The organism is Geobacter psychrophilus, assembly GCF_056821595.1.
In genome coordinates this window covers 167,605-187,985 of record NZ_JBXDTU010000003.1, presented here as the reverse complement: position 1 = coordinate 187,985, position 20,381 = coordinate 167,605, and the positions used below count along the sequence as shown (strand labels likewise).

Below are 20,381 nucleotides of genomic sequence, written 5' to 3'. Positions count from 1 at the left end.
TTGCTGCAGACGGTTACCATCTTCATGACCGAGAACTTTGTGGTGTCCCTGTTGGCGCAATCTCGGATGTGGTGGCCGGGGTCAGGGAGTTGAGGTTGATGTTCGAGGACTACAGGGCAGCGCGAGGGAAGCGTTTGAGCGGCTTGTGAGCACGTTCTTTGTTCTCTGCGGTGGCCAGTTTGTTCTCTGCGAATTCCATTTCTTCTTCGGAGATGGTGTTGCTGAACATCTTGGTGAGCATTGAAGTTGTCATTTGACAGCTCCTTTCTGACCGTGGGGTTGCCAGGGTCGATAAAAATGGTCTCGTCAGATTTCTTCGATTGATCTGATCGAAACGGTACAAAAAAACCCATTACGCAAAAGAGAGCGTTAACGGGTCGGGTAAGTGAAAGTCGCTTTGCCAGGAGCGAGGTACAGGGGCTTCAACCTGAGCTTTCTATGTGAAGTATCTATGAACGCAAAAAGGCATTTCCTGTTAAGCGAGTCAAACCTTCTTCTGATACCAATCTGCTTTGCAAAGGCAGGATTACAGGGGCTTCAACCTGAGAATTGGATACAAAAAAAGGCATCTCCGCAAAATGTGGAAAGGCCAGTGTGGAATAGGATACTAAGATTTAAGTCAATTGATGACTTGTGATGACGCGGACAAATGGACTTGAATGAAGGCTCCCATTTGACGCGAGTGGAGGGCAACGTGTGAAGGTTGCACGGTAAGAACAGAGGACTTCAACCTTGTTCTTGTACGTCAGCTTGCTGGCTGGATTTAAGATACTGGGCTCATTTTAACCAATAAGGGAATATTGGTACCAGTAAATGTGGGCTCGAAAAAAGAGCGGCTTTGAAAAATCAAAGAAAAGAAAGTGTAGGCCCATATATAAGTCCGGTGGCATACACTTGTCAACAGAAAATACAACCGATCGGTAGTTTTTATAAAAGCCCCCTGCAACCCCCCGAGGGGCCGGCCATGGTTGCTGTCGCGGCAAAAAAATAAAGGGTACCCATTTTAGTGGCGCCGCGATTCGTGGACACAGGCCAGGCCATGCGGGTGGGGCTGCCGCGCTCCGTGGCAGTGTTCCAGGCGTTAACGGCAGCGCTCCTTACCTACCGTTCAGTCGCTTAGGCCTTCGGCTGGCAGATTTTCCCATGGCTGCGCGCCCTCATGAAGGGAAAACTGATATGCGGATCTGTTTTGGAGGCGTCCGCAACATTGTTGGAACGTTTCGACAATGTTGCGGAAACATTTCCGTTATGGTGACGAGTTGATGCGGTTTAGAGCTTTGGCGGCTCGGTTGTCAGGATGGCTTTTGTCCGTCTCCCACCTGGAGACCGTTCTGATAGTGACGTCGAGCGCCTCGGCAAGTTCAGCCTGTGTGAGGTCCTTTTTTTGGCGTAAGGCCTTCACACTCTCTTTTGACCACTCTATTGTCTCTGGTGTGGCCATTCGCTAGTCCTCCTCCTTGATCGGGATACACAACCAGTATTTGTGCTCCTCATTGATGCGTTTGTGAGGCTCGGCCCGGTCAATATCCCAGGTTGTTCTTGCCTCCATGAGAGGATAATCCGCACCTTTGAACCCGTACGCGGTGAACATCTCGCCATGCTGGCCACATCCTCCGATGAACGTGCCATCGGGATTACTGAATGATGAGAACACCGAGAGGTCTGCATGGTGTCGGGCTTTTATGACCGCCCAGACTTCGGGTGTGGTTGGAATCGTCTTGTAATCAGGCATGTTCACCTCCTCGTTGCTTTTCCGCCCTACCCTTTTGACGGTACGACTGACCATTCGACCTCGCAGGTCTCCTTGAATTCTTCGAAGGTCGGCCATGACATATCGCCGTCGGAGTAACTGCCGTCCGACTGGCGCTGGAAGGTGAACCCGTCTTCGGTCTTAACGGCATCAGGCTCAATGACGAAGGATACCTTGACGCCCGACTCGCTCTCAAACTCCCCTGCCCACTCGCCACCCTCGTTCAATGAGTATTCGATGGTCTCGCAAGCCAGTGAAGCCTCTGTCTCGTCATCCATGATTTTCCGGTTCACCAGTTCCTCGGCCAATGCCTGATAGTCAAAGCAGAATATCTGTGCGGGATTGCCGGTGGCAACTGTCTTATCCTCAAACATCCTGAATACTCCCAGGGCGGTTTCTACACCGTTTTTGGCAACCTTTATGACGCAACTGAGTGAGGCGAACGTGTTTAAATTTGTCATTTTGAACTCCTTTTCTGTTTGCGGGACGAGTCAATCGCTTCTAAAAACTTGTCCGGATCTTCGACAAACTGTCTAGGGACACCGTAACCAGATGATTTCGCATACGGAGCGGTGTTACCGTGGCGTTTTTCAAGCGAGCAGATGTTAGCATCTTCCACGTAGCCGAGACAGTTGAAATACACATCGCGAACATATACCGGCCGCAGAAGATCGCGCATTGCGGCTGCAAGAGCCTCGTAACATTTGCGTTCGATTGAGCTATCGGGAAGATTTGCCCATCCTCGATCTATCTTTGCTGCGGGAATCTTTTCTGGGAAGCTCTTGCAGTACGCGTCGATAGCGGCCCGCCATACCGGGTACATGTCCGTTGGCTCGGGGCACCCTTCAAAGTTTGCCCGGCACCACATGGCTTCTGGGATTTCATACCAGAACCTTGGATCGCCGCCATCTGGTGGCGTTATTTTCTGTTCACGCAAAGGCTCGGGTACCATGTCGATATTAGTTTCGTGATACCACTTGGCTGCATCGCGCCAGAGTTGTTTTTTCGGGGCATCCTGCTCGTCCATGACTGAATTATTGAGTTCTGTTGAAAGACAGTACCCGAAATTCAAACCATGCCCACGACCAACGTAAGGAGCGACTTCAAGGAACAGGCCAGGCAAAGGCGTGGTAATCCTGTATCTGCACAGAGACTTGTAATCGTCGCTTCCAAGAGTTGTCGGCCCGAAACGCCGGAACATATATGTGAAGAGGTTTGCGCCGGTTATGCCTGGCAGAATAGTTTTTTCCAGGTTGCTTAACCAGAAGGTGCCACCACTTGCTGCTTGATAATGAGTGCCTTTTTTAAGCTTCGCTATCTGTGTCCTGAATTTTTTCATAAGCATCGCCCTCCAAAAAGATCATAGATATTTTTCATGCAGTAGACGTAACCCTATACTATCAATTGCATAGACAGTTGTCTACATTTTATTGACATGATAGCATTTTTGATGCTATGTTATAAACACGTTGAACATCAGGAGGTGCTTATGGCCGATTACTGTATCGAAAAGAAAATCGCAGCAACACCCGGTAAAGATTGGGTGCTGGCTTTTGGGACTCAGAAGCGGTCGTTTCCCGTCGTAACGAGCGAGGCAAAGGCTGTCGAGGCCTTCATGCAGGAGTCCAGGCGCTCGGTAGTTCCTCTGCGTCTTGTTACATGGGATGGCAAGGGGACTTCCGCGAAGAAAAGGGTGGTCTGCAATGCCTGAAGGAGCGCAGAGAGCATGCACGCCTACGGGCCTATCACTTAAAGACCTGCACAACCCGGATAAAATAGAGGCCGTGTTGGTCTACCGGACCAATACTCTGGTTGAACTCGGCCCAGACCAGGGCTTTCAGGAGTTGAAGAAGCGGATCGAGCTTTGGGCGATGCACGAAGGACAGTTGGTGAAAATAGTCGGCTGGAACAAGACGTCCGTGGCGATGTATAGCCAGGAAGGAGCCGCAGTATGAAACATACACCAGGGCCGTGGCGGGTTGAAGATCATACGAAGAACGGTTTTGAAGTGTGGGCGGCTGGTGGACCTACTTTTTCGTTCAGGGTTGCAGTAACAGGCCATGCCAATACTTTTGATCAGGCTAATGCCCGGTTGATTTCAAGAGCACCCACCATGATCAACCTGATGGAAGAGGCGCTGGCATCCCTGGCATGCAGGTTTGGCCACCCAATGTCCTGTTACGACCCGGACGACCCGACCGGTGGTTCTCCAGATGGTGACTGCATCCTGTGCCGGATGAAGAGAGAGATCGAGATTGCAAGAGGTGAACGCGATGCCTGATGGCAAAGAAAGATATTACCCAGGGACAACAGCGCCGCCAAAGGATGGCATCTATCAGCTCAAGGACGGCAGGTATGCCAGGTTCGCGCACGGTCAGTGGTATTTCGCGTTCAGGGAAATGACCCTCGCAGAAAAGACCAGGGTAAAAGCCGGTTTCATGTCCCCGCAGTTCAGGAACCATGAATCATATAAATGGAAAGAGGTCGGAGGTACACCATGAAAAAGATAGTTCTACCCGATGGCATCAAAACTCCGCCCAGGATACGGGCAACCTTTCAGCGGCAACAGTGGACCGGCCGCCGGGACGACTGCGCCGCGCCGGTAGGAGATCCCGAGCGGATCGATGTTACCAGCCGCGTGCTCCGGATGGAGGCGGAGAACATCGCCTGCCTTTCCGACGACAGCTATGAGGGTGATGCCCTGGTTGAAGGAAGGCACGATCACGACGGCCCTTTCGCCGTGTATATCCGCGAGGAAGTCGGGGACTTCTTTGAGATATACGGCGTCGTCAACCTGCACGACCTGAGTGAAGAACATCTGGACCAGCTGCGGGAACTGTATGGTGTCGACATCACTGTTCCCGAGCCGAAGGAGCTTCTCTGGGGCACATACCTCGGCCCGGCCGGCGCTGATGTATCGGTGGTCGAGGTGGCTGACAGCATCAAAGGGCTGCTGGGGGTTCTGAAACAGCCCAATGTGTTCGCGACGCCGGTGATCAGTCGCCTCTACAATGAGTCCGCCATCGTTTTTTCCCGGGAAGTGCTGACGGCCGATGAAGCGGTCGACCTTTATGATGCTGCCAGGGGCAAGGAGATGGGCCAGGTCGGTGAGTTGGAGGGGGATCTCCAGTAATGGATTATGTCATCGCCGATATCCACGGTTGCAAAATGACGCTTGAGGCATTGCTTGAGAAGATGCACGTCAGGCCCAGCGACCATTTGTATAGTGTCGGGGATCTGCTCGATCGGGGCCCCGATTCCAAGGGAGTCCTCGACCTGGTGATGAGCATGCCGAATTTCACAGCGCTCAAGGGGAATCATGAAGAAATGCTGCTCCTGGCAATGGACGATCCTGACGAATGCCTCGGGCACTGGCTGGTGAATGGCGGTGCGGCGGCTTTTGCCAGCTTCGACCACATGATCGATGGAAAGTATATCCGGTTCATGGAAAGTATGCCGCTGATCATCGAGATGCCGGAATTCTACCTCTGTCACGCCGGTATCGGCCTCGTGCCGATGGACACTCCGCCGGAGACCTTGCTCTGGGATCGCACCTGCTCCGTTAATCTGGGCAGCACCGGCGGCCGGCGCCTGGTCTGTGGCCACACACCGACACACATTGACAATATCCGGGCGAGCCTGGGCAACAACAAGATCTGCATCGACAACGGGTGCTTCGTCAGAAACCAGGAGGGCCTCGGCAGACTGGTAGCCTTGAGGTTAGATGACATGCTGCTGTTCGAGCAGGAACGAATCGACACCTGGTGATGGGCATCAACTACAAAGTACGGATCGTAATTTCACACACCACCCACTTCGTAATTTCACACACCGTCTGCAAAATTTTATCGTAATTTCGCCCACCGGGTTTTACGACGGTGCAAAGATTTATCGTAATTTTGCACACCAGGATCACCAGACTGCAAAATCTTATCGTAATTTCACCCACCGACACCCGTAATTTCACCCACCGACCAGGGTGCAAAATTTTATCGTAATTTCACACACCGCCAATATTGATTTATTTAAGAGTTACTATATTCCGACATGTTGCGTCATTATCCTTAAAGAAATCATAGAATACATCCGGGTGTGGTAAATTTATACCCCTACCGGGAAGCCCTTAAACGTCTTCGTAATTTCACCCACTGACCTCTTCGTAATTTCACCCACCGCTCTATTCGTAATTTCACACACCTCAGACCGTCTGAATTGTTTCAGTAACGAATCAGGCCAGTTAGCTCTGGATTGAATTTGCTCCAGATCAGTAATGACAAGGTTTCCCGAGTTCAGGTGGTCCGGATCAGGCGTCGAAGTATCGTAATTTCACACACCATAAAGTTCGTAATTTCACACACCGGCGTTTTTTCGCCTTCTCTTTCAGATGATTCTATTTATAATCGCTTCCAATGGGGGTACTACATGTCGAAAAAAGCCACAGAACCTGTCCAGCTCAACCTGTTTGTGTCCGATCTCCTCTCTTGGAGCCCTAAAAGCGACGCGCCGTCTCTCGGACACCCGTTCTTCTCCCTCAGTAAACGCAAAGATACAAAGATCCGGAAATACGAGTCGCCAGACGGCACCTGTGCTATCGAGGTGACCCCTTCCATGAAGGGCATAGCAACTATATGGGACAAAGATTTGTTGATTTTTGCAGTCAGTACGCTGCGCGATGCCTTGAACAAAGGTGAGAAGGTGAATAGGAACACCCCGATCAACATCACGGCCTACAACATGCTGCAGGCGACTGAACGGGGTATGGGCGGCCAGTCGTACCTCGATCTGGAGAAAGCATTGGACCGGTTGATGGGAACGACCGTCAAAACCAACATCCCGACCGGTGGCACGACGAAAACGGACAGTTTCCACTTAATTGAGAACTACCGGATCATCCGCGACACGAAGACCAAGAGGATGAATTCGATTGAGATAATAATGAACGAGTGGTTGTGGGACGCTGTTGTCAACGACGGGAAGGATCTGCTGACCATTGATAAGACGTACTTCCTGCTCAAAGGTGGTGTAGAGCGGCGTTTGTATGAGATGTGTCGAAAGCACTGTGGCCATCAAGCCGCTTGGCAGATCGGCCTGCAAAAACTCCATATAAAAAGCGGCTCAAGCAGCTCGCTCAAGGAGTTCCGGAGGATGGTGAAGGATGTCGTCGATCGCGATTGTCTCCCGGGGTACTCGATATCGCTTGATTCAGAGAAGGATATGTTTATTGCCAGGAACAAACTCAGGGCCGAGCTTATTTTGTCATTGAATGAGGAGTCGTAATTTCACACACCAGGTGCTTCGTAATTTCACACACCCAAAGGGTTTGCGACCTGTTGAGAACCCTGTGGAGGCCTCCGTAGTTTCACACACCGGCCATTCGTAATTCCGCCCACCTCTCTCCGTAATTCTACCCACCCTACTCCGTAATTTCGCACACTGAAAAGTCTGTGAACCCTACATGTACAAGGGATTGGCAGAACCGTAAAGTTCTAACTTAATGTTTATAAAATGGTTCTTCATAAAGGGTGGGTCAGAAGAGGACTCTGTGGAAAACATCACAATATGGCGGTGGGATTACTGACGAGCTCAAGAAGAAATAGTGTACCGCTCAATCAGGATTGCCTGTATCAGTCTGCTGAACTCACCTTCAGACACGATCTCTGCTGCTTGATTGGATAGTTCAACCAACCGCTCAGACAACCTGATGTTTATCTTCGGCGAATCAAGGGGGATATGCAGCTTGTCATTGACGATCTTCTTGAGATTGCTCAAATCATTGTTGCGGAGGCGCTCAACCAAGATTGTCCGGGCCATAACAGCTGGTTGACCTATACCCGTGTAATAAGCTTCATCTTCCAGATGCTTATACAGTGAAGACGGCATTCTTACCGTTTTCGGGATCTCGTATTTGTCTTTTGACACCTGGCATCTCTTTTCAGCGGGTTTTGACCGCATCATAGTGCCAGCGCTGAGAGTTGACAACTCCATTTTTAGGCTGCCTCTGCGTATTCAAATTCGACATCCGTTTCAGGCTGGCGGAGGTTGGGCAGCGGAGGGTTGTGGCATTCGAGAATGGGAAGGCCAAAATTGAGATTGCTCTCCATTGGGGGGATGCTCTCCCGAGCCATGGCCAGCAGTTCTTCTTTTGGCATGATGATGTTGTATGTACCTGCCTCGACGATGCCTTTACGCTCGGACCACTCTCTCCAGGACTCTTTTTGACCCCATAGACCACGGACGTTATGAAGGCCGTGGCGGCCTGATCTGGCGGTATCCTCAATCACCAAAGAACGGATCAGTAGATCCGGGTGAGAAGAAGCATACCACGCCAATTCATACTCCTTCGCCGAGCAACAATAAAAGCAGCTGGACTTTATCGGGACTGGAATTCCGGCCTTTCTTATGTTGGTGATGCAGTCTTCCCGAGTCCATTTGAGGTGAGACCGAAGCGGGTAGAGGTACCGGAAATTTTTGTCTTCGATCACGTTGATGGCGCGGCACCCGTCGATGGCGCCATTGTCATAAGCCACGAGCTTGTATGGCTTCTGGCCTTTGACCAATGACTCCAGAGCGGGAAGCCACCCTGCCCTTTTGTTCTGACCGCGGCTGATGCCCAAGAGATAGGAATCCATCACGGAAGCCTTGAATTTTAAAGTACAATTCTTCTGGCGGAAGCTGATCGAAGGCAGGGTCTCGTTGGCCAGTACGTTACCTTCCAATGTCGTGTACGGTGCGGAGACCGGTGTGTAGGCAACACGGGTGATCTCCGGGAAGCCCTGCTCCTGCAACCAGTTGTTGAAGAAGTCGAAGTAGGCGTATGTCTCGGGACGCTCCCCACCCACGTCAGCGAACATGATCAGGTCGGGTTTGATGCCCTGATTAACCATGGCAACCAGCAGACTAACGCTGTCCACACCCAGGCCGAGGTTGACTATTATCGGGGCATCGGTCGGCAGATCAAGCAGGTGTGCGGGGGAGCCTTCGGCCCATTCCTTGACCAGGCGGTTCACATTCTCTTTGGACGGGTAGAAGTCATCCGAGGTGTGGCCACACTTCTTGCACTTCGTCCTGACGGTCTGCAGGTCGTCAGCGAAGGTAAGGGTCTCGAACATCCCATCGCCGCCGCAATGCGGGCAGAGTACAAGCAGAGCGTTGTGGGCCTGTATGTCGGTAGTCTTCATCATATTACTTGCCCTCTTCACACATGTCGTCGATGGCTGCAAAGTCCGCCGGCAGTTCGATGCCGCAGAGTTTCATGAGCTGGGCGGCTGTGCTTTTTACACCGGTGGTCGTTTTGATCATCTTGCCGGCAACCACCGAGCGGCCCTTCCAGAGGTCGGAGGCCTTGGTCGGATCGACCTTGGCAAGCCCATCGAGCTGGGACATGTCTCTGGCGTAAGAGCCCAAGGTGCCCAGAGCGTGCAGGAAGACCGCATGCGAAATGATGTAGTTGTCGCGCACGGATTCGGCGCTCATTTCACCCTTGACCATGGCGTTCCAGAGAGGGATGGCGGACAGGGCGTCGAGGAAGGCCAGCACCTCATTGGTCTTGGCATCGAGGTTGACGGTTTTCACGTTCTTGTCGTTCATGCCCGTGAGCATGTTCACGAAAGAGTGGAAGGCGACGAGCGACCACAAATGGGGGGATTTCTTGCCCGGAGAAGCGTTTTCCATGTCTATGCGTGCTTTGTACGCAGGGCGCTTTTCAAGGATGTCGAGAATCCAGCGAGAGTATTTGTTCCGCAGGTCATACAGGGCATTGAGCGACCCTGAAGGCTTCGACGAGTTAGAATTGATGTCCGCGAAGACCTGCTGTGAGGATGCCAGGCCTTCGTCAAAGCGTATCATCACCGGTACGGCGTGGTCTGCCAGCAGCGGATTCTCCTGCAGGGCGATGCTGATGCCCATCCATCTATGCTGGCCGTCATTGATTATAAGATTTGCCGTGATCGGCACTTGCAGGATGCCGATTGAGTGTTCATCGCTCATGGACTGGAACACCATGCTGGAGTCGCAGCTGGCGGTGATGGCCGGCAGGACATAGGTGTCAGGGTTTTCCAAGATGTACTGGGCGATAGCTTTAGCCCGCGTTACGTTCAAGGTCCGCTGAGCGCGGAGTTGGGCCGGTACGAACTCATCATCGAACCTGAAAAGCCTGACCAGGTATTTGAACTGCACGGTCGATGAAAAGAATGCCTTGCCTGCCTGGATGCCGCGTGTTGCTGGGAATGTGTAGGATACGTTCATAAGTCACCTCCGAGATTTTGTTTTCAGTATTGGGAAGCCACACAGTGACCGTGGCTCATTTTGTATTCATCCAGTTCTTCGTCAGTCCAGTGTCCAAATTCCACGATCGCTTCTTCCAGGACTTGCGGGAGACTCTTGTTTCGCCAGACTCCGTGGTTCTTCTCTGCTGGGCGCTCGTTTCGGAACCGCTCCATCTTGGCAGCTTCGATCTCAACCCAATCATGGTAGTCGGCCGGGTATCTCCGGTACAGCCAGAGCAGCTCCTGCGGCGACATGTAGTGGCATATAAGGCAGTTGCTCGGGAGCGGGACCGGCTTCCCGTATGCTCGAATTACCCTTTGGCACCCTCCCCTGTCCAGTCCCAGATCAACGAGGGGGTAAACGGTCTCAACCGACTGGGCTTTCCACTTCTCTCTGTCTTCGCCTGGTTTCAGCATCCGCTTCTCTTCGCCCTTTGCGATGCCGACCAGCATTCTGACTTTGCCGAACTTTTTGGAATACTGGATCATGGCCTGTTTGCGTCCAATCGGCAGGTTGTGTTCTCTGCCGACATGTTCCTCAAGGAAGTTGTAGATCGGGACCAACTTCAGGTTTGATGTGCACGCCTTCGAGGCGAAGGCCTTGGAGCCGACGGTCACATTCTTGCGGTACTGCTGGCGCAGGCCATCCCATCCGTGATAACCCATCTCCGGCTCCAGAAAGAAGAACGGGAAGCCTTGTTCCCGGCAGAAGACCATGACGTTTGCCACATGGGCATACGTTTCGTAATGCTCATCACCTGTGCATGCCATGATAATTATCAGCTTTCCGGGCGCATAACGTGCCCTGAACTCCCGGTTGAATGCCAAGAGGTACAAAATACAAGTGGAGTCCTGGCCTCCTCCAAATGACAAAACTGTCAGCTCCGGGTCGTTTTTGGCCATAGCCGTGACCGGCGTAATGCGTTTTGCCGACAACGTCTCGTTATGTGTGATTGCTAGTTCCATAGGCCGTTCTCCATGCTTTTATTCTGCCATATATCTTCCGCATTGTCTGCTATTAGTGGACAACAAACATAAATTATTACAATTTCCTATCAGGGGGTAGACAAGCCAAAAAAGACGTGTTATCTAGTCATTTAATGAAACTTCAGACGCCCCTGCATATTCTGCTAGCCACAGCCCTTCTCTCTGCCCTGCCATTACAGGCTCGCGCAGAAGAACAGGATGAGACCCTTATTATCTTGGGCCAGGCGCAGGTAGAAGACTCCATTGCCGGCCGAGTACCGCGTCCCCTCTCTCAGACCCCAGAAAACACCACGGTAATAACTGCTGCCGACATCGAGACGATGAACGCCCGCACCCTGGTGGATATCCTTGAAACCGTCCCTGGAATTGCGCTTCAGAACAGTATCGGACCCGTAAACCCCTCCAATATTTTGATACAGGGGTCACGAACCGCACATACGGTGGTCATGTTGGATGGGATTCAGTACACCAACATGAGCAATAGTTCCGACATCGGCCAGATTCCGGCCCGGATCATCGAGAGGGTGGAAATCGTCAAAGGAGCAGCTTCCTCGGCCTGGGGCCAGGCCCTGGGCGGGGTGATCAACGTTATTACGAAACAACCCAACGGGGATAAACCTGTCAGTGGCCTGGCTTCATATACGCAGGGGGAACGGGGCACCAGGAATCCAGAAGGTGAGCTATCCGGGAAATACAACCGGGTTGGATATTATCTGTCAGGTGGATTCTACGAGTCTGGTGGTTTCAAGAGCAACACGGATTTCGCCGCCAGGACCGCCCATGCCAAATTGACATACGACCTCCCGTATAATGGTCAGTTCGGTGCGATGTTCAACTACTCCAATTACCACCGCGGTGACTTTGCATTTGAGCCGCTTGATGCGAAAGGCCGTGATAAAACCGAGCGGATAATTCTTGGTGGGACATGGAAGCAACCCATTAACAACCACTTTACTTTCGAGTTGAATGTCCACCACTCTGTTGACCTCTCGACCCAAACGGTTTCTTCCATCAGTGAGCCAGTTGCCATATTTCAGATGCCCAAAGGTGACGAACGATCTACGGGCGGTGGTGGAAAGTTACTTTGGCGGCAAGAGAATAACCTTATGGTCCTCGGTGTGGACTACTACCATCCAAAGATTCATGGCACCGAAGCGTTTGTAGGGGTTGATTTCCTCAAAAGAGAAACAGACCGTTGGGGATTTTATCTGAACGACACCTATAATATCGGACCGGTTGCGGTTTCTGCAGGTGTTCGCTATGACTTGACCGGCACTTCCGGCGATCAGTTCAGTCCATCCATCGGTTTCACCTGGCAGGCGACCGACAAGCTCCTGTTGAGGGCTTACACCGCCAAAGGTTTCGGTCTCCCGGACTTTACCCTCGAACAGGGTAGTGAACGTGTCTGGACAACACAGGTGGGATTCGAGTCCACGATTATTCCGTACCTCTGGGTCAAGGGCACCTTCTTCCGCAACGACACCTGGGATATCACGAGATTCAATACGATCACTCGCGGATTTGATAAAGTCCGGTTCATAACCCGCGGATTTGAAGGCGAGGTCCGCACTCAAGAGTTTTTGAATACCTCACTGCGTGCCGGCTATAACTACGTTGATGCCCATTGGGACTTCGACAACTCGCCCAACATTGTCCCAAATGTACCGACCAACACGGTGCATCTGGGCGCTCTTTATGACGACCACAAATATTTCAAGGCCCTGATGAATGGCCGCCATATTTTCTGGAATGCCGAAACTTTCCGAAATGGCAGTTACCGCGGCCTGATATGGGATCTACATATGAACGCGACCCCGTTCACCGGCGATTTCAAAGGACTTGAGTTTTTCGGTTCGATCCGCAATATGTTCAATGGCTCGCAGTTCATGGATGAAATTTTCCCCAATAGTGGCCGTAGATATGAAGCCGGCGTGAGGTTCAGGTTTTGAGACGTCTTCTACTTCTCATAACAGCCCTATGGCTGCTGATACCGAGCTCAGCGTGGTGCTACGATGTCCTGATTGTCCTGAGCCAGCGCTCGCCCGCTTATGACGATGTTCTGCGCGGCCTGCATTCCGGACCCAGGTTCTCAGAACGCGTCATAGTGCTTACTGATTACAGGGAAGCCGACATTGTGCGTATTGTTCGCGAGGAAGCTCCGTTCGCCGTAGTGACCCTCGGCGACAAGGCCCTGGCTGCGGCCCGTAAAGTCAAGACGGTACCCGTGGTGGCTTTGATGGCGGTCAGTTTCCGTCCGGGTCAGATGGGGAACCCATCCATTACCGGCGTAGAGGTCCAGTCTCCGCCCGAGAAGTACCTTCCAATCTTCACGTCCCTTCGTTCACGCAATGTTGGGGTAATCAGTTCCGCTCATACATCGGGCTACCTCAAAAAGGCTCGGAAGGCCACCGTTGGGCGAGGACTTGAACTGATCACCAAAGAAGTCAAGTCGTCCCAATCAGTGCCGTCCCAGGTGGAGTCGCTGGCGGGCCAGGTGGATACGCTCTGGATGGTTCCCGACAGAACCAGCGGCAGCGGGAAGGCAGCGGACTCTCAACTACTGTTCTCAGTAGCTCACAAGGCGCCTGTGGTCACCTTTTCCAGCGCGTATCTCGAAGCCGGGGCTGCAGTATCCCTTGATTTTGACCGCTATGAAGTTGGCCGTCAGGCTGGCGAGATGGTCCGGGCGGCTATCGGAGGAGATAGCGCTTCGGAGATATCTTCAGCGGTACCTCGAAAAACATCCATCAATAAGAATGCTTCAGTGCTCCGGCGGCTTGGCATCGATTGGGAATGATCCATGTCGACCCGCAGGAGGTTCAGGGGTAGTTTCCGCCACAAACTCATCCTCCTCTTCACCCTCTTCACCGGTATAATTTCAGCAGCATTCGCTTTCGTCCTCATAAACGGGGAAATCAAAAACTACGACTCCCGCACGTCCGAAAAAGTCCAACTGCTGGCCGACATGATGGCCCGGGACATCACCCTACCCCTTTATTCAGAAAACATTGCCGTTCTTACACACATGGCCAATGATATGCTCTCGACTCCCCGGGTTGCGCGCGTCCTTGTTACGTCTTCGGGCGGCAGGGACCTTGTGGATGTTATTGCTCCAACCTTAACCTCTGAAACCCCTCTTGTTACCTATGCGGCGATTGTCAAGTCAACGTCGGTAAGCCCTTCTGTCGATGATGCGTTGAGCGGTTCCAAGCCTTTTTCCACCGATTCGCTTGGAACGGCTCTGGTCTCCATTGATGCCTCTGATAAAGAGACTGTCATCTGGAAAGCAAGTATAAAAATCGTGGCCATTGCCTTTATGTTCTGGGTCGCTGTGGTGGCAGTCTGCTTTCCTGTGCTCCGGCAGGTCACCCATTCATTCGATATGCTCACTGAAGGGCTGGACAGCATGCAGGAAGGGGACTATTCGGCCAAGATAAGGATCAACACGGATGATGAGGCGGGACGGGCTGCCCGAGCAGTCAACAGGTTGTCTGCCACCCTGATCGAGAGAGAAATCGAAAACCGGAACCTTCAGGATGAACTTGTCAACTCTTTGCGCTTGGAAGTGCAGGAGGAACGGAAGGAGATGATGGCCCAGTTGATCCAGACCAACCGGATGACGTCTCTTGGCCTGTTGATATCCAGTTTCGCGCACAACATCAATACACCAAACGGCGCAATCAAGTTGACAGCAGAGCAGATTTTGAGTTCCTGGACGGATACAGTACCCATACTGCAGCAGGTTGCCAGGGAAGAAGGTGATTTTGTTCTTGGAGGCATGCCATTCTCGGAGGCAAAGGACACCGTCGGCAGGTACATTGAGTCAGTGGTGAGCAATGCTGAGAGGGTCGAGAGGGTCGTGCAGGATCTGCGGGCCTACAACGTGGGGGACAGAAATGAATTCCACAAAGGAGTCTCGCTCAACAAGATTGTCGAGGACTCCCTGACCGTAGTGCGGGCCCAAGGCCGGCAAGGTGGTATTTTGATCGAGACACTCTACTGTGCTGATTTGCCGGATATAGTGGCAAACCAGTGTCAACTGGAGCAAGTCGTGGTCAATCTCCTGCTCAATGCAGTGCAGTCGATGGATGGTATGGATGGGTCAGTCATGGTCAGCACTGAGTATTTGGCAGAGGATGGCGAGGTGAAGTTGATCGTGAAGGATCAGGGCAGCGGGATCAAACAAGAAGACCGGAGCAGAATTTTTGAAGCGTTTTTCTCTACCAAATTGGCAAAAGGTGGCAGCGGGCTTGGGCTATACATCTCAAACTTCATCGTATCCGAACACAAAGGCCGCCTGACGCTCGAACCCGGGAAAGAGGCGGGGACGGTGGCGACGGTGTGCCTGCCGGTCGCATGAGCCGTTTTTGAGACGCTGACCACTGGTTGTGTACTGGTGGCCAGCAGCTCTTTTCGTCAGTTCTGGGCAATTCGTTTCGTGTCGAGGCCTTCCTGGGGAGTGACGTGGAGGAGCGGGTCCCCGGGAGAACCCGCTATTTCTGAAAACTGATTGCTATGCCTTCATGACATTGGCGGCCTGAAGACCCTTCGGGCCTTTGGTGATATCGAAAGTGACAGCCTGCCCCTCAGCAAGGGATTTGAATCCATCACCACCGATAGCGGAGAAGTGAACGAAAACATCTTCGCCCCCTTCCTGCTCCAGGAACCCGAAACCTTTGCTGTCGTTAAACCACTTAACTGTCCCGTTTACCATTTTACCGTCCTCCTTCGTTGTTTTCGCCTGTTAAGGCTTTGTATAAACAAGGTCCATGTAGACCGTGCCATCAAGTCGGGAAATGCTTCCCAATAAGGTTGTTACACCGTCAATTCCGGTGAAGGCGCTGTTGTACCCGCCGGCCAAGGACACCTTGATCGGTCTGTTGGCCAGCAGAGAACTGGAGGCGTGATCGCCGGACAGCAGCAGGATGGTATCTCCATCCACCGCGGCATCATAGGCAAGCTGGACCGTCGCATACCCGACCTGTCCGATCTTGGCCCGGGGGGCTGAGTCCAGTGACATCTGCACGCTGATGTTCTTTACCAGGGACGAGTCCGGGAGGTTGGCTGAGACCACGCAGCCGCCGGTCCCGTTTGGTGTGCAGTCGCCAGTGTATCCAACCAGGCTTGAGAATACGTCCGGGGTGGCCACAAGGGTCACCGGCAGATCGGTCGCCTTGAAGGCGCCGGAGCATGGCTGGCTTTGCCCGGTGATGCAGCTGAGACCATAATTCAGAGACGAGATTGTATTGACTGCCCCTCCCCCTCCCCCTTCGAACAAAATGTTCACGATAACCGGTGCGACCATTTTCAACAGATCTATCTTCACGTTGTTTGCCGGCATGGTAAATGTGCATGCGTTTGCTGTCGTGCCTACACACGGGTTTGTCCAGTTGAAAACGCATCCAGGGCAATAGGTGGGGTTCGTCTCGCCGGTGAGGGTGACTGTTGTGCCTACATCGACAGATGCCGTGCATTTGGTTCCAAGGTACTGTGTGCCATCACTACCACAGAAGATGTTGTCACCAGAAGACCCAAGGGTTCCGGACTGGACAAAACCAACCGGCGCCTTGACGGTCAGCTGATAATTTGGTGCATTCGTGAGTTTCACGTCGAGAGGAGTGAATGTTCTGACGGACAGTGAGTCATAGGCCCGTGGATAATACGAAGTAGACAGCGGTGGAGGCGCGAGCACCATAGGATAGTCACCTGGCAGAACAAGGAGATTGAAGTTGCCGGCATAATCCGCCGTTGCAACGGCCCCACTGTTTGTGTACGTTGTCGCCCCGTCTGTCCAGAGAAGGTTCTGTTTCCTGTTGAGGGTCATGGTGGCACCGGGGAGAGGAGCTCCTGTCGGGCCAGTGATGTGACCCTGGATGAGCACATGAGGCAGGGTTATCGCCAGATAGGTGTTGGATGCGATGCTTTGCGCAGGATAAAGTCCTATGATGCTGAAATCAGCCATCGGGAAAGCAGTGGTCGTGGGCGTGCCAACGGTCTTTACGTCTATGCGGTAGGTCCCCGGGGGGATGCCCAGCAGAGAAAATCTGCCGTTCGTGTCTGTTGTTGTGCAACCGTAATAGTACGGGCTTGCGCTGTAGGCGCAGAGTTGTATTTTATCGACGTTCGGCATTATCCCTACTGTCCAGGGGTTGCCGTCGTAGTATGCATAGTTGATCTTGCCTTGCAGATATTTGGTGAAATCCAGGAAACAGTAAATGTCCGAGTCGGCCATGAAGTTCTGGTTAGTCTGGGTGGAAGACCTGTAGTTCGTGTCTGTGGTTTTTGCGGTGACAGAATAGTTGTTGTACGCGAGCACGATCATGGTAAATGTGCCATCGGCGGCAGTGGTGGCAGTCCCTTTGACTGTGTAGGTGGTGCCGGATGCTGTCCAGGTAGTGTTGTTGCCGTTGTTGGTTGATACGGTAGCTCCCGGCAATGCATAAAGCATCCATTGGGAGTATACGTGCCCGGTCACTTTGACAAACGGCAGAGCGAGGTCGATCGTTTTATCTGCGGCCACGGATGTGCTGGGTATGATGCCGGTGATGCTAAACGATGTCGGAGAGGGCAGGGTCGGTGTTCCCCAGGGCTGAACGTCTATGCGGTATGTGCCGGCCGGGACCGAGGTGATGGAGTAGTGGCCGGTCGTGTCGGATACGGTGCATTTGAAAACATACGGTGATGCCTGGTAGGCGCAGGCCTGTATGTTGCCGATGCCAGACCCGTCCGGCACAGTAATATTGCCTGAGACTGTGAAAGCAGACGCAGTGGAGGATATGCTGGTTATGACAACGAGGGCAAGAAAGAGTCGGGCAAAAAGCTCTTGTGTCCATTTTTTTGAAAAAACTACCGATTTCGTATGCGGCAGTCGGAGCACATTGTTGTCATACATACACAACCTCCAAGGTGTTGCCCCCCTCCCCTCTTGCGGAGAGAAGGGGGGCAATTGGTGAAACTGTTTAAGCTGCAGCGGATGCGGGTGCGGCGGAGTCGGCTTTGCCCCTTGCAGGGGTCTTTTTGGTTGCGGCCGGAGGCGCTGCGGCCTTGGCGGATGCTGTCGCTGTCTGCTCGGCCTGTTTCGCGGTGATGGAGGCGATCTGATTGTCGATCCGCTTTTTTTCGGCCATCAACAGGTCGATGGTCTTGTCCAGTTCCTCCGATGCCTTCTTGAGGTTGCCCTGCTTGGAGAGATCGACATAACCACGGGGCGGTTTGTAAGGGATGTCGGCCACTTTGTTTGCGATCGACAGGAAGTGGTTCATCAGGCCGTTGATGGAAGAGACGAAGCCGGACATGTGTTCGAACTGTGCAGCACTGATCTTGGAGCGGCGTGAACCGAAGGTCAGGCGGATCCGGCTCATGGTGTAGTCGACCTTGTCGATGAACGAGGTGGTGTCAGCTGCTTCCATCGTCTTGGTGCTGACAACAACGGTGTCGCGCTCGCCGGCCTTCCTGATCTTCTGCTCCTGTCGCGATTTCTGGAACTCGGCGGTCTCCTGCGGGGTGTACTTCTTTTTCGCGGTCTTCTTTTCCTGTGTCATAGTGTTTCTCCTTTTCTTGAGTTTTTACTGCTGTGGTGGTGGTGATCAGTACAGTGGCAGCTGGCGCCAGGCGTAGTCGCCAGCCATGGTAAAGATACAGACCTGCATGGAATCGTCCTGCATGGTTGAGGGGTCCTGCTGGATGAACCACATGGTCCCCCGGGTGGAAGCGTCACAGACTGGTTGCACTGTGGCTGTGTTGATGCGAATCCCTCCGTTGACTTCGAGTTTCTGAGTCGGAGCAGCTGTACCAATGCCGAGGTTGCCTACTCCAGTAAGACGCATCTTTTCGGTGTTCGGCGGAGGCGACCCGGTTGTCCCGGTCATCCACGAAAAGGACATCCCGCTTCGTGCCGCGGTCGTTCCCGTCTGGCCGGAGACCCAATCCTCGTCGGCGAAGGCCGCGAAAGCGCCGCCTGATCTCAGAATCGCCCCTCCGGTCGTGTTCATGTCCTGCGAGACAAAATAGAGCATGCCGAGCCGGTCGTTTTTCTTGGGAAGCGACTTGTTGGCATTGTTGTGGCCCAGCAGGATCTGCCCGCCACCGTAAGCAGTGGTAGATGTGGTATCACCGGACAGGATCAACATCTGTGTGGCCACACCAGGAGCGCCCACCAACTGGAACGGGCGGACCGGCGGGAGGACGGTGGCGCCTGAAACACCGATATTCAGATAACCGTTATTGTCGATCGTCATCTTATCTGCTCCGCCGGCGGGGTCTTTCACGCCGAAGGCTGTTGCAGCGAAGGATGATGTGGACAGCATGGCCAGGCATACCGCTGTTGCTGCAATGGTTCTTATCATCTGCATCTCCTTTCCTTTTATAGGTCTTCTTCCAATAGTCCTGCGTCGCGAAGCTTCTTGTTCCTGACCATAGCTGCCCCGATGGTCACCAGGGGTATGGCTATGAATACGATTGTTGTTGCAACAACAAACCAGGCGCTGGTGAGAAACACGGGCTTGAATTCGACGGTCCATCGATATGTGCTGAGTGCGTATTCCCGGCTCAAGACCTTGGCAAGTTGGACTACGCACCAAGCGATGTGTTCATCAGTCAGGACGACCATGTACAGAAAATGGTAGAGGAGGAAGGCGACCGCCATCTTGCCCAGCGCGCCGGCAACAACCCCGCCAATGAGGCTCCTGATCATGGCCTTGGTGTATGCCCCGATGTAGCAGTAAGCCGTCGGGGTGATGAAGGCCGCGTAGCCGATCGTGTAGCCGAGGGCCAGCAGGAAGATGAAGAACTTGTCCCAGCTCGTCGGTTCGGTGGATCCGAAAACTGGGATCATCTTTTCGAGTACGCCGATCGCAACCGGGGAAAACAGAGCCGAGACCAGGCCCGATACGAAAGATGTCTTCAGACCGACTGCAAAAAACTCCATACGGTCTTTGGTTGTGAAGAAGCCTTCGGAAAGCACGCTCCCGCGGCGTTCCTGTGCGTAGTAATATTCAATTTCAGAGATGGCATCTAGCAACCCTTTCGGGTGCTGCTTGTCGCCACCGCCTGACTGCATTACTACATCGCCACCGCCGCCACCCTTGCTCATCTGAGCCTCCTATCCTTTTTGAACAGCATGACTACCAGAGCAGACCGACTACATGAAGCAGAGGTGATCCGATGGTGATGACCAGGGAGATTGCGAAGAGGGCAATCCCTACCATGACGTTTCTGCGCCGGACGCCGAACCAGAAGGAAAGGAGCAGGAACACGAACGCGAAGAACCGGCCCCAGAACCCTTCCAGCATGGTCGAAAAGAGGATCTGCCAGAAATGCGTGTAGTTGTCTGACGTCGTGTGGTGCAGCGGGTTGAGTGCGTTCAGCCATTCAGGCATGAC

General features: G+C 53.0%; 25 protein-coding genes. 10 read left to right on the top strand and 15 right to left on the bottom strand.

Features of this window, described 5'->3' with window-relative positions; genetic code table 11:
- Positions 1-109: 109 nt before the first annotated feature.
- From ACOCF6_RS01615 to ACOCF6_RS01595, 5 genes are all read right to left on the bottom strand, one after another.
- Positions 110-253 (bottom strand): hypothetical protein, encoded by a 144-nt coding sequence (locus ACOCF6_RS01615; RefSeq protein WP_482458635.1) that lies wholly within the window; start codon positions 251-253, stop codon positions 110-112.
- 993 nt (positions 254-1,246) lie between these two features.
- Positions 1,247-1,441, bottom strand: coding sequence for a helix-turn-helix domain-containing protein (locus ACOCF6_RS01610; protein ID WP_482458634.1), 195 nt, complete (start codon positions 1,439-1,441; stop codon positions 1,247-1,249).
- Positions 1,442-1,444: 3 nt separating this feature from the next.
- Positions 1,445-1,732: a hypothetical protein gene (locus ACOCF6_RS01605; RefSeq protein ID WP_482458633.1), complete on the bottom strand. Its 288-nt coding sequence runs from the start codon at positions 1,730-1,732 to the stop codon at positions 1,445-1,447.
- A gap of 26 nt (positions 1,733-1,758) precedes the next feature.
- The gene (locus ACOCF6_RS01600) at positions 1,759-2,211 is read right to left on the bottom strand and encodes a hypothetical protein (RefSeq protein WP_482458632.1); all 453 of its coding nucleotides are present in this window, start codon (positions 2,209-2,211) and stop codon (positions 1,759-1,761) included.
- On the bottom strand, positions 2,208-3,089 hold the full coding sequence (locus ACOCF6_RS01595; protein ID WP_482458631.1) for a hypothetical protein: 882 nt from the start codon (positions 3,087-3,089) through the stop codon (positions 2,208-2,210). Before ACOCF6_RS01595 ends, ACOCF6_RS01600 begins: the two co-directional genes overlap by 4 nt.
- A 150-nt stretch (positions 3,090-3,239) precedes the next feature.
- On the opposite strand from ACOCF6_RS01595, the gene ACOCF6_RS01590 reads away from it, so the two are divergent.
- From ACOCF6_RS01590 to ACOCF6_RS01560, 7 genes are all read left to right on the top strand, one after another.
- A complete protein-coding gene (locus ACOCF6_RS01590; RefSeq protein ID WP_482458630.1) occupies positions 3,240-3,461 on the top strand; it encodes a hypothetical protein in 222 nt (73 codons plus the stop codon).
- Entirely contained in the window at positions 3,454-3,705 is a 252-nt protein-coding gene (locus ACOCF6_RS01585) for a hypothetical protein (protein WP_482458629.1), read from the top strand. The genes ACOCF6_RS01590 and ACOCF6_RS01585 overlap by 8 nt, the downstream gene beginning before the upstream one ends.
- The gene (locus ACOCF6_RS01580; protein ID WP_482458628.1) at positions 3,702-4,031 is read left to right on the top strand and encodes a hypothetical protein; all 330 of its coding nucleotides are present in this window, start codon (positions 3,702-3,704) and stop codon (positions 4,029-4,031) included. Before ACOCF6_RS01585 ends, ACOCF6_RS01580 begins: the two co-directional genes overlap by 4 nt.
- Positions 4,024-4,251: a hypothetical protein gene (locus ACOCF6_RS01575; RefSeq protein WP_482458627.1), complete on the top strand. Its 228-nt coding sequence runs from the start codon at positions 4,024-4,026 to the stop codon at positions 4,249-4,251. The genes ACOCF6_RS01580 and ACOCF6_RS01575 overlap by 8 nt, the downstream gene beginning before the upstream one ends.
- On the top strand, positions 4,248-4,883 hold the full coding sequence (locus ACOCF6_RS01570; protein ID WP_482458626.1) for a hypothetical protein: 636 nt from the start codon (positions 4,248-4,250) through the stop codon (positions 4,881-4,883). Before ACOCF6_RS01575 ends, ACOCF6_RS01570 begins: the two co-directional genes overlap by 4 nt.
- Entirely contained in the window at positions 4,883-5,518 is a 636-nt protein-coding gene (locus ACOCF6_RS01565; protein ID WP_482458625.1) for a metallophosphoesterase family protein, read from the top strand. The genes ACOCF6_RS01570 and ACOCF6_RS01565 overlap by 1 nt, the downstream gene beginning before the upstream one ends.
- A 654-nt stretch (positions 5,519-6,172) precedes the next feature.
- Complete coding sequence (locus ACOCF6_RS01560; protein ID WP_482458624.1) at positions 6,173-7,027, top strand: replication initiator protein A; 855 nt, start codon at positions 6,173-6,175, stop codon at positions 7,025-7,027.
- A 306-nt stretch (positions 7,028-7,333) separates the two neighbouring features.
- Here ACOCF6_RS01560 and ACOCF6_RS01555 read toward each other — a convergent pair whose 3' ends face one another.
- The 4 genes from ACOCF6_RS01555 to ACOCF6_RS01540 form a co-directional block, all read right to left on the bottom strand.
- The gene (locus tag ACOCF6_RS01555) at positions 7,334-7,669 is read right to left on the bottom strand and encodes a hypothetical protein (RefSeq protein ID WP_482458623.1); all 336 of its coding nucleotides are present in this window, start codon (positions 7,667-7,669) and stop codon (positions 7,334-7,336) included.
- Positions 7,670-7,737: 68 nt separating this feature from the next.
- Positions 7,738-8,931, bottom strand: a complete 1,194-nt coding sequence (locus tag ACOCF6_RS01550) for a zinc ribbon domain-containing protein (RefSeq protein ID WP_482458622.1) — start codon at positions 8,929-8,931, stop codon at positions 7,738-7,740.
- Position 8,932: 1 nt separating this feature from the next.
- The gene (locus ACOCF6_RS01545; protein ID WP_482458621.1) at positions 8,933-9,994 is read right to left on the bottom strand and encodes a DNA sulfur modification protein DndB; all 1,062 of its coding nucleotides are present in this window, start codon (positions 9,992-9,994) and stop codon (positions 8,933-8,935) included.
- A gap of 23 nt (positions 9,995-10,017) precedes the next feature.
- Positions 10,018-10,980: an adenine nucleotide alpha hydrolase family protein gene (locus ACOCF6_RS01540; protein ID WP_482458620.1), complete on the bottom strand. Its 963-nt coding sequence runs from the start codon at positions 10,978-10,980 to the stop codon at positions 10,018-10,020.
- Between the two features lie 134 nt (positions 10,981-11,114).
- Here ACOCF6_RS01540 and ACOCF6_RS01535 point away from each other — a divergent pair, with 134 nt between their 5' ends.
- Genes ACOCF6_RS01535 through ACOCF6_RS01525 form a run of 3 tightly spaced genes read left to right on the top strand, consistent with a single transcriptional unit; the run spans position 11,115 to position 15,361 of the window.
- Positions 11,115-12,950: a TonB-dependent receptor plug domain-containing protein gene (locus ACOCF6_RS01535; protein WP_482458619.1), complete on the top strand. Its 1,836-nt coding sequence runs from the start codon at positions 11,115-11,117 to the stop codon at positions 12,948-12,950.
- Positions 12,947-13,798 (top strand): ABC transporter substrate-binding protein, encoded by an 852-nt coding sequence (locus ACOCF6_RS01530; protein WP_482458618.1) that lies wholly within the window; start codon positions 12,947-12,949, stop codon positions 13,796-13,798. The genes ACOCF6_RS01535 and ACOCF6_RS01530 overlap by 4 nt, the downstream gene beginning before the upstream one ends.
- A gap of 3 nt (positions 13,799-13,801) precedes the next feature.
- Entirely contained in the window at positions 13,802-15,361 is a 1,560-nt protein-coding gene (locus ACOCF6_RS01525; protein ID WP_482458617.1) for a sensor histidine kinase, read from the top strand.
- 153 nt (positions 15,362-15,514) lie between these two features.
- Here the strand turns inward: ACOCF6_RS01525 and ACOCF6_RS01520 are convergent, their stop codons facing one another.
- The 6 genes from ACOCF6_RS01520 to ACOCF6_RS01495 form a co-directional block, all read right to left on the bottom strand.
- Positions 15,515-15,715, bottom strand: coding sequence for a cold-shock protein (locus ACOCF6_RS01520; RefSeq protein ID WP_482458616.1), 201 nt, complete (start codon positions 15,713-15,715; stop codon positions 15,515-15,517).
- A 30-nt stretch (positions 15,716-15,745) separates the two neighbouring features.
- On the bottom strand, positions 15,746-17,893 hold the full coding sequence (locus ACOCF6_RS01515) for a hypothetical protein (protein WP_482458615.1): 2,148 nt from the start codon (positions 17,891-17,893) through the stop codon (positions 15,746-15,748).
- A 67-nt stretch (positions 17,894-17,960) separates the two neighbouring features.
- Complete coding sequence (locus ACOCF6_RS01510) at positions 17,961-18,542, bottom strand: hypothetical protein (protein ID WP_482458614.1); 582 nt, start codon at positions 18,540-18,542, stop codon at positions 17,961-17,963.
- Between the two features lie 45 nt (positions 18,543-18,587).
- Entirely contained in the window at positions 18,588-19,346 is a 759-nt protein-coding gene (locus ACOCF6_RS01505; protein ID WP_482458613.1) for a hypothetical protein, read from the bottom strand.
- A gap of 17 nt (positions 19,347-19,363) precedes the next feature.
- A complete protein-coding gene (locus ACOCF6_RS01500) occupies positions 19,364-20,092 on the bottom strand; it encodes a hypothetical protein (protein WP_482458612.1) in 729 nt (242 codons plus the stop codon).
- A 31-nt stretch (positions 20,093-20,123) separates the two neighbouring features.
- Positions 20,124-20,378 (bottom strand): hypothetical protein, encoded by a 255-nt coding sequence (locus ACOCF6_RS01495; protein ID WP_482458611.1) that lies wholly within the window; start codon positions 20,376-20,378, stop codon positions 20,124-20,126.
- Between the last annotated feature and the right edge of the window lie 3 nt (positions 20,379-20,381).

Bases quoted from the DNA above. Each gene is read 5' to 3' on its own strand.
- ACOCF6_RS01615 (WP_482458635.1), bottom strand. From the start codon at position 253: ATGACAACTTCAATGCTCACCAAGATGTTCAGCAACACCATCTCCGAA.
- ACOCF6_RS01610 (WP_482458634.1), bottom strand. From the start codon at position 1,441: ATGGCCACACCAGAGACAATAGAGTGGTCAAAAGAGAGTGTGAAGGCC.
- ACOCF6_RS01605 (WP_482458633.1), bottom strand. From the start codon at position 1,732: ATGCCTGATTACAAGACGATTCCAACCACACCCGAAGTCTGGGCGGTC.
- ACOCF6_RS01600 (WP_482458632.1), bottom strand. From the start codon at position 2,211: ATGACAAATTTAAACACGTTCGCCTCACTCAGTTGCGTCATAAAGGTT.
- ACOCF6_RS01595 (WP_482458631.1), bottom strand. From the start codon at position 3,089: ATGAAAAAATTCAGGACACAGATAGCGAAGCTTAAAAAAGGCACTCAT.
- ACOCF6_RS01590 (WP_482458630.1), top strand. From the start codon at position 3,240: ATGGCCGATTACTGTATCGAAAAGAAAATCGCAGCAACACCCGGTAAA.
- ACOCF6_RS01585 (WP_482458629.1), top strand. From the start codon at position 3,454: ATGCCTGAAGGAGCGCAGAGAGCATGCACGCCTACGGGCCTATCACTT.
- ACOCF6_RS01580 (WP_482458628.1), top strand. From the start codon at position 3,702: ATGAAACATACACCAGGGCCGTGGCGGGTTGAAGATCATACGAAGAAC.
- ACOCF6_RS01575 (WP_482458627.1), top strand. From the start codon at position 4,024: ATGCCTGATGGCAAAGAAAGATATTACCCAGGGACAACAGCGCCGCCA.
- ACOCF6_RS01570 (WP_482458626.1), top strand. From the start codon at position 4,248: ATGAAAAAGATAGTTCTACCCGATGGCATCAAAACTCCGCCCAGGATA.
- ACOCF6_RS01565 (WP_482458625.1), top strand. From the start codon at position 4,883: ATGGATTATGTCATCGCCGATATCCACGGTTGCAAAATGACGCTTGAG.
- ACOCF6_RS01560 (WP_482458624.1), top strand. From the start codon at position 6,173: ATGTCGAAAAAAGCCACAGAACCTGTCCAGCTCAACCTGTTTGTGTCC.
- ACOCF6_RS01550 (WP_482458622.1), bottom strand. From the start codon at position 8,931: ATGATGAAGACTACCGACATACAGGCCCACAACGCTCTGCTTGTACTC.
- ACOCF6_RS01545 (WP_482458621.1), bottom strand. From the start codon at position 9,994: ATGAACGTATCCTACACATTCCCAGCAACACGCGGCATCCAGGCAGGC.
- ACOCF6_RS01540 (WP_482458620.1), bottom strand. From the start codon at position 10,980: ATGGAACTAGCAATCACACATAACGAGACGTTGTCGGCAAAACGCATT.
- ACOCF6_RS01535 (WP_482458619.1), top strand. From the start codon at position 11,115: ATGAAACTTCAGACGCCCCTGCATATTCTGCTAGCCACAGCCCTTCTC.
- ACOCF6_RS01525 (WP_482458617.1), top strand. From the start codon at position 13,802: ATGTCGACCCGCAGGAGGTTCAGGGGTAGTTTCCGCCACAAACTCATC.
- ACOCF6_RS01520 (WP_482458616.1), bottom strand. From the start codon at position 15,715: ATGGTAAACGGGACAGTTAAGTGGTTTAACGACAGCAAAGGTTTCGGG.
- ACOCF6_RS01515 (WP_482458615.1), bottom strand. From the start codon at position 17,893: ATGTATGACAACAATGTGCTCCGACTGCCGCATACGAAATCGGTAGTT.
- ACOCF6_RS01510 (WP_482458614.1), bottom strand. From the start codon at position 18,542: ATGACACAGGAAAAGAAGACCGCGAAAAAGAAGTACACCCCGCAGGAG.
- ACOCF6_RS01505 (WP_482458613.1), bottom strand. From the start codon at position 19,346: ATGATAAGAACCATTGCAGCAACAGCGGTATGCCTGGCCATGCTGTCC.
- ACOCF6_RS01500 (WP_482458612.1), bottom strand. From the start codon at position 20,092: ATGAGCAAGGGTGGCGGCGGTGGCGATGTAGTAATGCAGTCAGGCGGT.
- ACOCF6_RS01495 (WP_482458611.1), bottom strand. From the start codon at position 20,378: ATGCCTGAATGGCTGAACGCACTCAACCCGCTGCACCACACGACGTCA.